General features: G+C 64.7%; 12 protein-coding genes. 2 read left to right on the top strand and 10 right to left on the bottom strand.

Annotated elements, in window-relative coordinates; translation table 11 throughout:
* Positions 1-2: 2 nt before the first annotated feature.
* From DGA31_RS07610 to hutC, 3 genes are all read right to left on the bottom strand, one after another.
* Positions 3-530 carry a DUF3455 domain-containing protein gene (locus DGA31_RS07610; RefSeq protein WP_056841286.1) on the bottom strand — a complete coding sequence of 176 codons (528 nt, stop codon included), beginning with the start codon at positions 528-530 and terminating at the stop codon, positions 3-5.
* Positions 531-633: 103 nt separating this feature from the next.
* Positions 634-1,239: a HutD/Ves family protein gene (locus DGA31_RS07605; RefSeq protein WP_109512119.1), complete on the bottom strand. Its 606-nt coding sequence runs from the start codon at positions 1,237-1,239 to the stop codon at positions 634-636.
* Positions 1,236-1,985, bottom strand: a complete 750-nt coding sequence (gene hutC, locus DGA31_RS07600) for a histidine utilization repressor (protein ID WP_056841288.1) — start codon at positions 1,983-1,985, stop codon at positions 1,236-1,238. The genes DGA31_RS07605 and hutC overlap by 4 nt, the downstream gene beginning before the upstream one ends.
* A gap of 140 nt (positions 1,986-2,125) precedes the next feature.
* Here hutC and DGA31_RS07595 point away from each other — a divergent pair, with 140 nt between their 5' ends.
* Positions 2,126-3,487: a formimidoylglutamate deiminase gene (locus DGA31_RS07595; protein WP_109512118.1), complete on the top strand. Its 1,362-nt coding sequence runs from the start codon at positions 2,126-2,128 to the stop codon at positions 3,485-3,487.
* 188 nt (positions 3,488-3,675) lie between these two features.
* Here the strand turns inward: DGA31_RS07595 and DGA31_RS07590 are convergent, their stop codons facing one another.
* The 7 genes from DGA31_RS07590 to DGA31_RS07560 form a co-directional block, all read right to left on the bottom strand.
* A complete protein-coding gene (locus tag DGA31_RS07590; protein WP_109512117.1) occupies positions 3,676-4,260 on the bottom strand; it encodes a lipocalin family protein in 585 nt (194 codons plus the stop codon).
* A gap of 2 nt (positions 4,261-4,262) precedes the next feature.
* Entirely contained in the window at positions 4,263-4,517 is a 255-nt protein-coding gene (bamE, locus tag DGA31_RS07585; protein WP_056841291.1) for an outer membrane protein assembly factor BamE domain-containing protein, read from the bottom strand.
* A gap of 108 nt (positions 4,518-4,625) precedes the next feature.
* Positions 4,626-5,228 carry a DUF924 family protein gene (locus DGA31_RS07580; RefSeq protein ID WP_109512116.1) on the bottom strand — a complete coding sequence of 201 codons (603 nt, stop codon included), beginning with the start codon at positions 5,226-5,228 and terminating at the stop codon, positions 4,626-4,628.
* Positions 5,229-5,231: 3 nt separating this feature from the next.
* Entirely contained in the window at positions 5,232-6,242 is a 1,011-nt protein-coding gene (locus DGA31_RS07575) for a class 1 fructose-bisphosphatase (protein WP_056841293.1), read from the bottom strand.
* Positions 6,243-6,389: 147 nt separating this feature from the next.
* On the bottom strand, positions 6,390-7,745 hold the full coding sequence (locus DGA31_RS07570) for a DUF3999 domain-containing protein (RefSeq protein WP_056841516.1): 1,356 nt from the start codon (positions 7,743-7,745) through the stop codon (positions 6,390-6,392).
* A 28-nt stretch (positions 7,746-7,773) separates the two neighbouring features.
* Complete coding sequence (locus DGA31_RS07565) at positions 7,774-10,638, bottom strand: DUF2339 domain-containing protein (RefSeq protein WP_421957950.1); 2,865 nt, start codon at positions 10,636-10,638, stop codon at positions 7,774-7,776.
* A 420-nt stretch (positions 10,639-11,058) separates the two neighbouring features.
* The gene (locus tag DGA31_RS07560; protein ID WP_056841295.1) at positions 11,059-13,509 is read right to left on the bottom strand and encodes a glycogen/starch/alpha-glucan phosphorylase; all 2,451 of its coding nucleotides are present in this window, start codon (positions 13,507-13,509) and stop codon (positions 11,059-11,061) included.
* 263 nt (positions 13,510-13,772) lie between these two features.
* On the opposite strand from DGA31_RS07560, the gene pip reads away from it, so the two are divergent.
* A complete protein-coding gene (gene pip / locus DGA31_RS07555) occupies positions 13,773-14,744 on the top strand; it encodes a prolyl aminopeptidase (RefSeq protein ID WP_056841296.1) in 972 nt (323 codons plus the stop codon).
* Positions 14,745-14,777 lie beyond the last annotated feature (33 nt).

The following is a 14,777-nucleotide window of genomic DNA, read 5'->3' as shown; positions in this document are numbered from 1 at the left end:
GATCAGTTGCTCGACCAGAACAGGTAGTCAGCCTGGTACTTGACCATTTCCTTGGCGCCCTTGTTGCTCTCGCCACAGGCGGTGGTCGGGGCGACGCCGCCCTTGAGCGCGGTGCGCTGGATATAGGTGACGCCCGTCATGGCGCCCTTGCCTTCGGCCGGGTTGGCCTTGACCAGTTGGTAAGGCAGGTTGCCGGCGCTCGACGGTGCCACGGCGACCTGGGTGCCGGTCAGCTTCGAGCCGTCCTTGCTTTCCCAGGTGGCGGGTGGACCGTAGTAGCTGCCGACGGCCTTGCCGCTGCGGTCATTGAGCACGGCCTTGGGGCCGGCGAAGGTCCATTCCAGCTTGCCAGCAGCACTGGCCTTGCATTCGTAGGTGATTTCACCCACGCCGGTGGTTTCCATGCTGAGCTTGTGGCCAGCCGGCACCCGGACGCTTTCGGGCAGGTCGGCCTGGGCGAAGGCCGCAGGGGTCAGGCAGGTGAGTGCCAGGGTGGTCCCAGCCAGGCAGAGCAAGCGTTTTGCGTTCATGCAGGTATCTCCAGAAGTTGAACCGCGCTTAGCAACTCGGTAGCTGCTGTGAGGTACTACACGCGGCGCGACGATCTGGATGCAGTGAATCGAAAATTATTTTTCAGGCCGGGTTCACCGACACGGCGGTCAGTTCGATCAGGCAGCAGCGGCTGGCGGTGGGGGCCTGCAATTCAAGCGCCAGCAGGCGTCCTGGGTTGTCGATGCGCAGGCAGTCATGCAGGCCCAGGATGTCCCAGGCGCCGTCATCGAGGCTGCAGGCCATTTGCCGGGCCGCGCTGAACAGCAGCACGGTGGTGGCCGAGCTGAACACCCGCTGCGGTGCGCGCACATCCAGCCAGTGCAGGCGGGCGGCGAAGCGTCGCGGGTGGTAGATCAGGTTGAAGTCGCGGATCGGCCCGTCGAGCAGGGTGCAGGCAACCTGGCTGTCGCCGCTGAAGGCAAACGGATCGGATACCTGCAGCGCCCGGCTGGTGTGGCCGTCGATGTCCAGGGTCATGCCGGCGCCTTGCAGCACGGTGATGATGCGCTGGTAGCCGGCAAACACCGAAAAGCCGCCGCTGGCCTCGATGTCGGCAATCGACACGCGCCAGCCGAACCCGTCCAGTGCGTCGCCGCCGTCACGAGTGATTTCTTCGGTGCTGCCACCGCCGTTTTTCCAGGGCATGCGCGGGTAGTCGGTGGCACGCAGTAGGGTGGTCTGGGTCATTTGCTGAACCGTCCTTCCAGGCGATGGCGGGAACCGGGGTGGATCAGCCGAGCGGCGGTGACCGGCTGGCGCCCGGACCAGGTGCGGCGGCGGATCAGCAGGCACGGCTCGCCGGCGTCGATCTGCAACAGCCGGCATTCTTCAGGGTTGGCCAGAATCGCCTCGACCACGTGCTCGCCTTCGGTCAATGGCGCAACCTGTGACAGGTAGGCATAAGGCGTCTGGCGGGTGAAGTCCTGGTGCAGGTAGTCAGGCGCGACCTGCGCGTTGACGAAGCGGTCTTCGATCTGCACCGCGATGTCGTTCTCGTAATGCACGATCAGCGAATGGAACACCTTCTGGCCTTCACGCATGTCCAGCGCCACGGCGCGGTCGGCACCGGCGGTTTCTTCCTGCAGCAGGACCACCCGGCAGCTATGGCGGTGACCACGGGCGGCGATCTCGTCGGCGATGTTGTTGACCTCGAACAAGGCCGACTGGGTCTTGGGCTCGGCCACGAAGGTGCCCACGCCCTGCATGCGCACCAGCAGGCCCTCGGCGGTCAGCTCGCGCAGGGCGCGGTTGATGGTCATGCGGCTGAAGCCCAGCTCGGTAACCAGTTCGCTCTCGGACGGCACCCGGTGGTGCGGCGGCCAGGTGCCGCGCTGGATCTGCTGGACGATCATCTGTTTGACCCGGGCGTACAGCGGGGCCGGGCTCTCGTCCAGATGGGCGGCCAGAGATGAGGTGGCAGGCGGGGTCGGCAACGTGGAAGTCCTTGTATGAGGATCGAAACAGCCACCACGCTAACCATTAACCCGAAGCGCGGCAAGTACGCCGGAGTTTACCGTCTGATCGAACACCTGTATATGTATATACAAGTGATCCCCGATGAGGAGTTGAGTCGATGGCTGCCTATTTTGCCGAGCGTGTGCTGCTGCCTGAAGGCTGGGCCTGTGATGTCCGGCTGGAGGTCGATGCGCAGGGCCGGCTGGCGTCGGTGCAGGCCGGTGCGTCCCACGAAGGTGCCGAGCGCCTGGCAGGTCCTGTGCTGCCGGGCATGCCCAACCTGCACTCGCATGCGTTCCAGCGCGCAATGGCGGGGCTGGCCGAAGTGGCGGGGCGCCCGGACGACAGCTTCTGGACCTGGCGCGACCTGATGTACCGGCTGGTCGGCCAGGTCAGCCCCGAGCAACTGGAAGTCATTGCCCGTCAGCTGTACATCGAGATGCTCAAGGCCGGCTACACCTCGGTGGCCGAATTCCATTACGTGCACCACGACACGGACGGACGGCCCTATGCGGATCCGGCCGAGCTGGCCCTGTGCATCAGCCGGGCAGCGCGCAGTGCCGGCATCGGCCTGACCCTGTTGCCGGTGTTGTACAGCCACTCAGGCTTTGGCGGCCAGGCACCCAACGCCGGCCAGCGGCGGTTTATCCACAGCACCGACAGCTACCTTGAGCTGCAATCGCGTTTGCACACGGCCCTGGCGCAGCAGCCGGCCCAGCGCCTGGGTCTGTGTTTTCACTCGTTGCGTGCGGTCACGCCCTGGCAGATCGACGAAGTGCTGGTGGCCGGTGATCGCCGGGCGCCGGTGCATATCCACATTGCCGAGCAGCAGAAGGAAGTCGATGACTGCCTGGCCTGGAGCGGCCGGCGGCCCTTGCAATGGCTGTTCGAGCACGCGCCCGTGGATGAGCGCTGGTGCCTGGTGCACGCCACCCATGCCCAGCCTGATGAAGTGCAATTGATGGCGCAGAGCGGGGCAGTGGCCGGCCTGTGCCTGACCACCGAAGCCAACCTGGGCGACGGCCTGTTTCCGGCGGTGGACTATATGGCCCAGGGCGGACGCTGGGGCATTGGCTCGGACAGCCATGTGTCGTTGAGCGTGGTCGAGGAGCTGCGCTGGCTGGAGTATGGCCAGCGCCTGCGCGACCAGCGCCGCAATCGCTTGTACCGGCAAGACCAGCCGATGGTCGGCCGTACGCTGTACGACGCGGCCCTGGCCGGCGGCGCCCAGGCCCTGGGCCAGCCGGTGGGCCGCCTGGCCGTGGGGCAGCGCGCCGACTGGCTGGTGCTGGACGGCGAAGACCCGTACCTGGCCACGGCCACGCAGGACGCCATTCTCAATCGCTGGCTGTTTGCCGGCTCCGACCGTCAGGTGCGCGATGTGATGGTCAATGGTCAATGGGTCGTGCGCGAAGGGCACCACGAGCAAGAGCGCAAAAGCGCCGAAGCGTTCGGGCGGGTATTGAAGGCACTGCTGTAAGGCGCAGGTGCAAAACCTGAATGTGCCGGTCTTGTATAAGGGGTCGATACAAGCCCGTAGGAGCGACCAACGGTCGCGAATGCCGTGCGTCAGGCACGAGCGAGGGTGGCTGGGCTGGCCCTTTCGCGACCGTTGGTCGCTGCCACAGGACTGAACCAGGTACTGGCTACAGGGTTCGACCCAAGCCCCTACTGGCCAGCTGGCCTGGCAGTGATTTTCGAATCGGCCACGCGCCAGATCAGGCGGCTGGTGTCGTAGCCCTGCTGGCGGGCGTTGGCGAGCATTTCCTGCTTGAGCCACTCCGGCACGGTCGGGGTGCGTGCCAGCAGCCACAGGTACTTGCGGTTCGGATTGCCGACCACTGCCGTCTTGTAGTGCTCGTCCACATAAAGCACCCAGTAGTCGCCCTTGGCGACCCAGGGCAGCAGGCGTGAGAACCAGTTGTCGAACACCACCCACAGCTTGTCGGTCTTGCCCGGCACTTGCGCGGTGGCTGTGCCCTTGGCCTCTTGCCACTCGCCATCGAGGGTGCGGCAGCGATTGGTCACCGCGACAGTGCCATCGTCCTTGAGTGCATAGTGGGCCTCTGACTGGGCGCAGTCGCGCTGGAAATACAGCGGCAGGCGCGCCAGCTCGTACCATGTGCCCTGGTAGCGCGCCAGATCGACGTCGCCGGCGGTCTTGGGATCGAGATTCTCGGCCGAATAAGCGAAGCCGATGACCAGAAAGCCGGCCAGCACGGCCAGGGCAAAGCGCAGCAACGGTATCGCCATGCTTATTTAAGGCCCTGCCCGGAGAACATCACCACCTTGTCACCGGCGTACTGCACGCTGATGAAGGTTTGTTCATTGCCCCATGTGCAACTGGAAATGCCCAGTGCGCCAGAGCATTCGGTCGGGCTGCCGAGCATTGCATCGACTTGCGCCTTGGGCATGCCGGCCGAGAGTTTCGAATAGTTTTCCTGATTGATCTTGTTGCACGCGCTCAACAGCACAAGCGATGCCAGCAACGCTACGTAACGCAGATACATGAGGTCAAGCTCCTGAAAGGGAGGCACGCAGGCGGACGCTGTGCCGAGAGCTTGGAGGCGAAAAAGTCGATCTGGTTCCCGGGCCGGAAAAGGATTTATCGGGCCGGATCAGAAGCCTGAGCCCGGCGTCTTGAGGAACTCGACTTCCTCAGGCGTAGACGCGCGGCCCAGCAGGGCATTGCGGTGCGGGAAGCGCCCGAAGCGGGCAATGATGCGCTGGTGGCGTTCGGCATAGTCCAGGCTACGCCTGAAGTACCCACGCTCGTGCTCGGGCAGTTGTTGCACAAGCCCGGTAAAACAGGCCACGGCCTGGTTCTGGTCGTCCAGGTTTTCGCTGTGCTCCAGTACCAGGTAGACGAATGTGCATTGCAGGGGAGGCAGTTGCAGGTGGTGGCCGGCATGCAGCCCCTCGCGCAGCAGCGCCTGGGCGCGGGCATCGCCCGCATAGGCCTGGGCACTGTCGCGATGGATCATGCGCGGCAACTGGTCGAGCAACACGATCAGCGACAGCCAGCCTTCAGGATGAGTCGCCCAGTCTTGCAGGCCGCCGGCCAGCGCCTGTTGCACCTGATCACCGAAACGCTCGCGGGCTTCGGTGTCATTGGCCTTGCGCTTGCCGAACCACAGCGCGTTCCGGGTCGCCACCGCCTCGGTCGGCGAGTCGGCAGGGCCGAACCACCAGTCGAGCAGGTCACGCCAGGGCGCGCCCATGGCTTACTCCTTGTGGTAGCCGGTGACGCGCTCGACTTCCTGCCTGGAGCCCAGGAAGACCGCGACGCGCTCGTGCAGGCCCTGGGGCTTGAGGTCCAGGATGCGCTCGCGACCGTTGGTCGACGCACCGCCGGCCTGCTCGACCAGGAAGGACATCGGGTTGGCCTCGTACATCAGGCGCAGTTTGCCCGGCTTGGATGGCTCGCGGGCGTCGCGCGGGTACATGAACAGGCCGCCACGGGTCAGGATGCGGTGCACGTCGGCCACCATCGAGGCGATCCAGCGCATGTTGTAGTTCTTTTTCAGCGGGCCTTCTTCACCCGCCAGCAGCTCGCCCACGTAGCGTTGTACCGGGGCTTCCCAGTGACGCTGGTTGGACATGTTGATGGCGAATTCCTGGGTGGTCTCCGGAATGCTGATGTTTTCGTGGGTCAGCACGAAACTGCCCATCTCACGGTCCAGGGTAAAGCCCTTGACGCCGTCGCCCAAGGTCAGGATCAGCATGGTCTGCGGGCCATAGATGGCGTAGCCGGCGGCGACCTGCTGGGTGCCTGGCTGCAGGAAGGCGTTTTCGTTGAGGCTTTCGTTCTGGCTCAGGTACTCGTTGGGGCAACGCAGGACCGAGAAGATGGTGCCGACCGAGACGTTGACGTCGATGTTCGACGAACCGTCCAGTGGGTCGAATACCAGCAGGTAGGCACCTTTAGGGTATTTGCCCGGGATCTGGTAGGCATTGTCCATTTCTTCGGACGCCATGCCGGCCAGGTGACCGCCCCATTCGTTGGCTTCGAGCAGGATTTCGTTGGAAATCACGTCGAGTTTCTTCTGCACTTCGCCTTGCACGTTTTCGGTGCCTTCGCTACCCAGCACGCCGCCCAGGGCGCCTTTGGATACCGCGTGGCTGATCTCCTTGCATGCACGCGCCACCACTTCGATCAGGAAACGCAGATCGGCAGGGGTGTTGTTGCTGCGGGTCTGCTCAATCAAATAGCGACTCAGGGTAACGCGGGACATGGATAGCTCCGAAAAGGGGGAAGGATAAACCCGCGCAGTTTAGCGCGAGTCGAACCTGAATACTGCCTGTCAGACCGGACCGGGTCTGTTTGAGTTCAGATACCGGCACAGCGTAGCTGCAAAAGCGCCAGGTCATGGCGCCATCTATCAGGGTTTGGGACGCGAGGCGCGCAGGGTGCTCCAGGCCATCCAGGCCAGCAGTGCGGCGCCCAGCACCAGCACCGCCCACAGGCCCAGGCGCTTGTAGTCGAAGGGCGCTTCGGCGATCGGCACCGGCGTGGCCAGGTTCGCCGTTGGCGGCGCCATCGGCTGGGCCTTGCTCAAGGTGGCCAGGGTCTGGGCATTGAGGTCGGGAATCAGCGTGCCCAGCGGCAGGTTGGCGGCCCGGGCCTGGGCATTGCCCACCGCCAGGACGAAAGGCCCTTTGTCACGCGCCAGAAACACCACCTGGGTGGCCTGCACGGCAAAGCGCAGTTTGGGCGCCTGCTCTCCCAGGCCGCCGCCACGCTCGTCGATTTCCAGCTTCAACTGCCGCACGACCTGGCCGCCCAGCTGGATCTGGTCCTGGATCACTTCTTCGCCATTCTGCGGCAAGCGATACAGCAGGCTGCTGCCGATGACCTGCCACGGCTGGGTGGCATCGGCGCGACCATACAGGGTGCCGGGTGCCAGGGTGTTGGGCTCGGTCATGTCAATGACCACCCGCTGCAAGGGCAGGCTGACCGGTAACTGCCAGACATACTCGCCCGGCTTGTCGACCGTGCCGCCGACCTGGCCCGACCAGGTCAGCGGCAGTGCCGGGCTGTCGGGGCGGGCGCTGAATACATGGGCCGCAGTGAGGGTCGGCGCGCCTTGCGGCGAGTGCCACAGCAGGCGCAGGTAGCGGGCATTCAGGCCGGGCAGGCCGATTTCGCGCTGCTCGACCACCTCGTCGGCGAACGACAGACGTGCGACATGCCCTTCACCCCAGGACTGCCAGCTCTGCAGATCGTCGCTGGCCTCGATGCTGAACTGCTGAAAACCCTCGCGCTCGGTGCTCCAGTCGATCAGCAGTTGCTCCAGCGGTGCCTTGACCGCGCTGGTGTCGAGCAGCCAGCCGCGCAGCACTTCTTCGCCGGCCTCGATGGCCACTTGCGGTTGTACCTCGATCACCGTGCCGTTGCTGGAGCGCTGGATACGGATACCCGGGGCGCTTTCATCACTGTCCGAGGCGCTGTACAGCGGGAACCACTTGACCGGGATCGGCTCGGGCTCATCCTCGGCCACGGCCGGTTCGCGGGCAAAGGCATAGGCCATGGCCTGGCCCTGGGCATTGAACACCCGCAGGTCGGCCAGGTCTGGCTGGCGGGCGTTCAACTGCACCGCCAGGGGCAGTTCGAGTCGGAACCACGGGCCTTCGCCGCTGAGGGTCAGCGGTGTCTGGCTGGCGAAATCGGCCGGCTTGTCCTGGGCATGGGTGATCGTCGCGCTGCACAAGGCCAGGCCCAGTACAGCGATTTTCATGATCAGCGGATGACTCAAGAACGATTCCTCACGGTTGGGTCGGGCCGGGCGCTTCGCCGATAGGTATGACAGAAGGTTTCGGTGGTAGTGGTGCGAAATATCCCACTACAAGTAGCAATATGCCAACACCTATAAACGAAACAATGCGCGCCATCGAACCGCGGTCGCTCAGTTCGACAAAAAACAACTTGACCACCACTACGCCAATCAGCACGGCGCCCGCCAGCCAGACTTCGCGCCGGACCTTGAGATGGCCGCCGATCATCAGCGCCAGGGCCATCAGGCTCCAGGTGATCGACAGGCTGGCCTGGACCGTCATCGAGCCCAGCAGGGCCTCGGTGTCCCATGGCACGCCGCTCCAGTGATGCACGCTGCGCATGACCATGGCGGTCAGCAGCGCGAACAGCGAGGCGCCGCCCACCAGCCACACGGCCTGGCGGGCCTGCACCGGGTTGACGCCCAGTTGCGGCAGGTAGCGTTGCAGCCACAGCAGCACGCCCCCCAGGGCCAGCAGCAGGCCCAGTTCCAGCGGGTTGAGCAATGCGATGTAGGGCAAAGGGTCGGCGCTGCCGTCGCTCAAGGTGTTGGCCAGCCAGAACCAGGCCAGCATCAGCGCCGCCAGCGGTGCGGCCACCCAGATCCGATAGGCGCGCGGGTGTGCCGCCACCGGCCATGGCCATGGGCGCTGTGAGGCCATGGCCCACAGGTACAGGCTTGGCAGCAGCGCCCAGCCCAGCCAGCGCCACGCGTTGCGCTGTTCGGCCAGTTGCAGCAGGACAAAACGCAGCTCCGCCGCCACCACCCCCAGCAGCACCCAGCCGCCCAGTGCATGCGCGCCTTCCAGAAGGTGGGCCGGCAGCAACGGCGCCAGGCGGCGCAGGCTTAGCAGGTGCACGCCGGCCACCAGCAGCCAGGCCAGCCAGCCGCCCAGGGCGAACGGGTGGTAGTCGGTGTCCAGCGCGCCAAGCAGCAACAGGGCGCTGACCGGCATCAGCATGCAGCACAGCAGGGCCAGCCCCGGCCAGCGCAGGCGCAAGGCCAGGACCGTCCAGAGCGCGACGCTGGCAGCGGCGCTCAGCAGCAGCCAGGTCAGCTCCCAGTCCTGCGTGGCAAAGCGCAGCACCGCCAGGCTCATCGACACGGCCCACCAGAAACCACCCACCGCCACCAGCAGGTTACCCAGCCATTGATCGTTGCTGCGCAGCGCGGTCGGCATGCGATGGCAGCACAGGGCGCTGACCAGGGCGGACAGGGACAGGATCATCGGCGTCCAGAAGTCGCCGTTGACCTGCCAGGGCGAATAGCTGTCGTTCAACATGTCCAGGCATACCACGCCCGCCGCCAGTTGCAGCAACAGACCAAAGCCGCGGGCCAGCAAGCGTTGCTGACGCAGGCCGAGCCAGAAGATCGCCGCCCCTTCGATGGCCCAGGCGCAGGTGGTCCAGCGCGCGTCCAGGCCCAGCGGAATGGCCAGCGAAGCGAACACCACGCCCAGCGACAGGCAGGCCTCGACCAGCAGCGTGGCACGCTCGCTGACCCGGCTGACCAGCAGGCGGGCGATGCCCATGTAGACAAGCCCCAGCACCAGCGCACTGAAGGCCGGACCGAATTCCAGGTGTTCGACAATGGCGTATTGCAGGCCAAAGCCTACCAGTGGCGTGCCGAACAGCAGGCTGCCATCGACGTAATCGCCTTGCCTGGCGGTCCAGCGCAGCAGGGCCGCATGGCTGTCATCGGCCGGGCCCGTGGCTGCTTCCTGCAACTTGCGCCGGGCAAACAACAGGCCGATGGCCAGGTACATGAGGAAAAACAGCACCAGAAAGGGCTCGGTGCTCCAGAACAGGGCAGGGGTATAGCTCTTGACGCCCCAGGCAAAGCCGATGCCGAAGGTGCCGACAAAGCCGATCAGGTTCAGCAGGCGCCAGGCCTTGAACCAGGCGATGGCGAAAATGCCGACATTGAGCAGGGTGAAATAACTGAACAGCGCCACATGGCTGCCTTGCCCGGTCGAAGCCAGGATCGGCGCGGCGAAACCGCCCAGGGTGGCGGCACAGGCCAACGCCAGCGAGTTCTGGTTGATTGCCAGCACGGCCGAGCACGCCATGATGACGACCAGCAGGCCAAAGCCCAGGGTCGGATCGAGCAGCGGGTGCAGCTTCATCGCCGCGAATACGGTCAGGTACAGCGTGCCGATGCCGGCGCCCTGCACCATCAGGGCAAAGCCCGGGTTGCGCCCGCGCAGCCACCAGCCCAGGCCGACCAGGGCCATGGCCACTGCGGCGACGCCGGCATAGCGGACTTCGAGCGGCACCACCATGCCTTCGGTGGCATAGCGCAGCAAAAAGGCCAGGCCCAGAAACAGCAGCACCAGGCCGACCCGCAATACGGTGTTGCCGCCCAGCAACCAGTTGCGCGCCGCCTCGATGGTCTGGTCGACCGGATTGGGCTGCGAGGGGGCGGGGGGCGGTGTCGGGGTCTGCGCAACGGTGGGCGCTTCTTTGACCGAGGGTTTCGGGGGCGCGGTTGGCGGTACGGGGGTCGTCGGTGTCGATGCGGCCGGCAGGCTCCAGGTCAGCTCAGGCTCGGTCGGCGGCTGGTAGAAAGTGACTTTTGCCGGTGCCTTGGCCGGCTCCGACGCTGGTGCGGTCGTTGCTTCTGCCGTGCTGCGCCGCGTTGACTCCAGCTGCGCCAGGCGCTTTTGCAGGGCGTCAAGGGCCTCCTGCGCGGCACTCAACTGGATGGCCTGCTTATCCGCCTTCTTGCTCAGGGCGGTGAGGCGTCCGGCTTGCCAGGCCAGCCAGACGACCAGAAACGCCATGATCAGCGTGAAGTCGTAGCCGATCACGGCATAGCCAAGCAACAGGAGTGCGGGTACCAGCATCAGCCAAGGCACGTGACGACATCCTTTTCGGTCAGGGAGGCAAGAGAGATTTGGAGTATACCGGCGAGTCTGACCGCATGACGAAGGGATCGTCACACGGGCTGGCCAGAGAATTTATGGCGGTTTGCCACTTGCGACAGGCGTTGTCTTTATGAGAACCCACCCTGGGTTACTGACACAACGCCAAGACGGAGCGCCAAGGCGGCACGCTGTCGCGCAGCGTAGGAGCGCGCTTGCCGGAATGCCGGACCACCGCGACCGGCTGCGTTAGCAGTCGTAAATTTGCAGCGTTTCGCAGACTTCAGATCGTAAATTTGTAGCGTTTCGCAGATTTTGCGAGCGCTACGCACTCGGTCGCGGGCAAGCGCGCTCCTACAAGGGGTGAATTCATCAGTGGGTGACGCCTTGATCAAGGCGTCACGGTCAACGCCTCTAGTCCAGCGCTTTCCAGATCTCGCCGGCGTACTCGCGAATGGTCCGGTCGGACGAGAACCAGCCCATGCGTGCGGTGTTGAGCACCGCCGAGCGCCACCATTTCTTGGAATCGTGCCAGGTGTCCTCGACCTGTGCCTGGGCCGCCCAGTACGAGTCGAAGTCGGCGCATACCAGGAAGCGGTCATAAGCCAGCAACTGGTCGATCAGGCCGACATAGCGGTTCGGATCATCCGGCGAGAACACCCCGCCACGAATGGCTTGCAGCACATCGTTCAGGCGCCCGGAAGCGGCCACGTCGGAATGTGCGCTGAAGTCGCCGCTGCGCTTGCGCGCCTCGACCTGCTGGGCGCTCATGCCGAAGATGAACATGTGCTCCAGGCCGATCTGCTCGCTCATCTCGACGTTGGCGCCGTCCAGCGTGCCGATGGTCAGTGCGCCATTGAGGCCGAACTTCATGTTGCTGGTGCCCGAGGCCTCAAGACCTGCGGTGGAAATCTGCTCGGACAGGTCGGCTGCCGGGATGATGCTTTCGGCCAGGCTGACATTGTAGTTGGGCAGGAACACCACCTTGAGCAGGCCGCGCACGGTCGGGTCGTTGTTGACCGTGCGGGCGATGTCGTTGGTGAGCTTGATGATCAGCTTGGCCGAGTGATAGCTGGCGGCGGCCTTGCCGGCAAAGATCTTCACCCGTGGCACCCAGTCGGTGCCCGGCTCGGCCCGAATGGCCTGGTACAGCGCCACGGTGTGGAACAGGTTGAGCAACTGGCGCTTGTACTCGTGGATGCGCTTGACCTGCACATCGAACATTGCCGCCGGGTTGACGGTAATGCCCAGCCGCTCATGGATGATCGCGGCCAGGGCCCGCTTGCTGTGCAGGCGCTGGTCGGCGAACTGCTTGCGGAACGAGCTCTTTTCGGCGAACGGTTCCAGCTCGATCAGGCGGGTTTCGTGATTGTCCAGAATGTCCTCGCCCAGGCTCTCGACCAGCATCTTGGTCAGCTTGGGGTTGGACTGGAACAGCCAGCGGCGGAAGGTGATGCCGTTGGTCTTGTTGTTGATTCGCTCCGGGTACAGCTTGTGCAGGTCGGCGAACACGGTCTTGCGCATCAGCTGGGTGTGCAGGGCCGACACGCCATTGACGCTGTGCGAGCCCAGGAACGCCAGGTTGCCCATGCGCACGCGGCGGCCGTTGTCTTCCTCGATCAGCGACACGGCGCGCAGCACGTCGAAGTCGTGGATGCCCTTGGCGCGCAGGGTATCGATGTGCTGGGCGTTGATCAGGTAGATGATCTGCATGTGGCGCGGCAGCATGCGCTCCATCAGGCCCACCGACCAGGTTTCCAGCGCCTCGGGCAGCAGGGTGTGGTTGGTGTAGGCCAGGGTGGCGACAGTGATCTTCCAGGCTTGGTCCCAGGCAATGCCGTGGGTGTCGATCAGCAGGCGCATCAGCTCGGCCACGGCGATCGAGGGGTGCGTGTCGTTCATCTGGATGGCCGCGTGCTCGGCCAGGTCGGTCAGCGTGGCATGCATGTTCAGGTGCCGGCGCAGCAGGTCCTGCAGCGAGGCCGAAACGAAGAAGTACTCCTGGCGCAGGCGCAGTTCCTGGCCGGCTTCCGTGGCATCGTTGGGGTACAGGACGCGCGAGATACTCTCGGCGCGCACCACCTCGGCGACGGCCCCGAAGTGGTCACCGGCGTTGAAGCGCTCCAGGTGCAGGTCGCCTACGGCCCGGGCACGCCACAGGCGCAGGGTGTTGACGCTGGCCCCGCGCCAGCCAACGACAGGGGTGTCGTAGGCAATGGCCCGTACCGTTTCGCCCGGCCGCCAGATCTGGCTGGTCTCGCCGGCGTCGTTCTGCACGGTCTCGACGTAGCCGCCAAAGCCGATCGGGTACACCACTTCGGGGCGTTCGAATTCCCACGGGTTGCCGAAGTCCAGCCAGTTCTCGGTCTGCTCCTGCTGCCAGCCATCGACCACCGCCTGACGGAACAGGCCGTGTTCGTAGCGGATGCCGTAGCCGTGGCCGGCAATCCCCAGGGTCGACATGCTTTCCATGAAGCAGGCGGCCAGGCGGCCCAGGCCGCCGTTGCCCAGTGCGGCGTCGGGTTCGAGCAGGCGAATGCGCTCGATGTCGACGCCCAGTTCGGTCAACGCCTCGCGGGCGATTTCCAGCAGCCCCAGGTTGCTCAGGCTGTCATACAGCAGGCGGCCGATCAGGAATTCGAGCGACAGGTAATAGACACGCTTCTTGACCTCGCGATAGATCTGCCGGGTATGGTCCATCCAGTGTTCGACCATATGGTCGCGGGCGGCCAGGGCTACGGCTTCGAACCAGTCATGCTCGAATGCATGGTCAGGGTCCTTGCCCACTGCATAAGTGAGTTTGGCAAGGACAGCGGCGCGGAATGCGGCCACTTCAGCGTCACGAACAAGGGGTTCCTGAGACATCGGTACGACCTCAAGTAGTCAGGCAAATGGAAAGGAGTACTTAGACTGTAGGCGTGTCGCCGGTTATTTCCTGAAAAAAATCGCAATGAGCCATGACACGCCCCACGCTCTGACCCGGGCGGACCTTGCAGGTTCGCCGTCAGCGCCTGGCAGATTGCTTGCATCTATCGTTCCATACCGATCAGCATGCTCATTAACCATTTCGGGTTTATGATGGCAACCGCTTTACCGAACACGCCCACGAAACGGACCATGGAGCACTTATGCAGACTTTGTACCCGCAGATCAAACCTTATGCCCGGCACGATCTGGCCGTGGAAGCTCCGCATGTGCTCTATGTCGATGAAAGCGGCTCGCCTGACGGCCTGCCCGTGGTGTTCATTCATGGCGGTCCGGGCTCGGGCTGCGATGCGCAGAGCCGCTGCTACTTCGACCCCAACCTGTACCGCATCGTAACGTTTGACCAGCGCGGCTGTGGTCGCTCCACGCCGCACGCCAGCCTGGAAAACAACACCACCTGGCACCTGGTCGAGGACCTGGAGCGCATTCGCGAGCACCTGGGCATCGACAAGTGGGTGCTGTTCGGGGGGTCGTGGGGGTCGACCCTGGCCCTGGCCTACGCGCAGACCCACCCGGACCGTGTGCATGCCCTGATTCTGCGTGGCATCTTTCTGTGCCGGCCGCAGGAAATCCAGTGGTTCTACCAGTGCGGCGCCAGCCGCCTGTTCCCTGATTTCTGGCAGGACTTCCTCGCCCCGATCCCGGTCGAGGAGCGCGACAACCTGCTGGCCGCCTATCACCGGCGCCTGACCGGCCCCGACCAGATCGCCCAGATGCACGCCGCCAAGGCCTGGTCGGGCTGGGAAGGGCGCACCGCGACCCTGCGCCCGAACCCGCAGGTGGTCGACCGTTTCTGCGAGCCGCAACGGGCGCTGTCGATTGCCTGCATCGAGACCCATTACTTCGTCAACAATGCCTTCCTGGAAGACAACCAGCTGATCCGCGACATGCACAAGATCGCGCACCTGCCGGGCATCATCGTGCATGGCCGCTATGATGTGATCTGCCCGCTGGACAACGCCTGGGAACTGCACCAGGCCTGGCCGGGCAGCGAGCTGCAGATTATCCGCGATGCCGGGCACTCGGCCGCCGAGACCGGCATCGCCGATGCCCTGGTACGCGCCGCCGCCCAGATTGCCGACAACCTGCTGGACCTCTCGCCTGAAGAAGCCTGAGGCTTGCCGTCCTGACACCGCAGACCTGGGCCG

It is taken from the genome of Pseudomonas ovata (genome assembly GCF_003131185.1).
Taxonomy (GTDB): Bacteria; Pseudomonadota; Gammaproteobacteria; order Pseudomonadales; family Pseudomonadaceae; genus Aquipseudomonas; species Aquipseudomonas ovata.
This window is presented reverse-complemented; position numbering and strand designations above follow the sequence as displayed.

Coding starts and splice junctions, on each gene's coding strand:
- DGA31_RS07610 (WP_056841286.1), bottom strand. CDS start 530: ATGAACGCAAAACGCTTGCTCTGCCTGGCTGGGACCACCCTGGCACTC.
- DGA31_RS07605 (WP_109512119.1), bottom strand. CDS start 1,239: ATGACCCAGACCACCCTACTGCGTGCCACCGACTACCCGCGCATGCCC.
- DGA31_RS07595 (WP_109512118.1), top strand. CDS start 2,126: ATGGCTGCCTATTTTGCCGAGCGTGTGCTGCTGCCTGAAGGCTGGGCC.
- DGA31_RS07590 (WP_109512117.1), bottom strand. CDS start 4,260: ATGGCGATACCGTTGCTGCGCTTTGCCCTGGCCGTGCTGGCCGGCTTT.
- bamE (WP_056841291.1), bottom strand. CDS start 4,517: ATGTATCTGCGTTACGTAGCGTTGCTGGCATCGCTTGTGCTGTTGAGC.
- DGA31_RS07580 (WP_109512116.1), bottom strand. CDS start 5,228: ATGGGCGCGCCCTGGCGTGACCTGCTCGACTGGTGGTTCGGCCCTGCC.
- DGA31_RS07575 (WP_056841293.1), bottom strand. CDS start 6,242: ATGTCCCGCGTTACCCTGAGTCGCTATTTGATTGAGCAGACCCGCAGC.
- DGA31_RS07570 (WP_056841516.1), bottom strand. CDS start 7,745: ATGAAAATCGCTGTACTGGGCCTGGCCTTGTGCAGCGCGACGATCACC.
- DGA31_RS07560 (WP_056841295.1), bottom strand. CDS start 13,509: ATGTCTCAGGAACCCCTTGTTCGTGACGCTGAAGTGGCCGCATTCCGC.
- pip (WP_056841296.1), top strand. CDS start 13,773: ATGCAGACTTTGTACCCGCAGATCAAACCTTATGCCCGGCACGATCTG.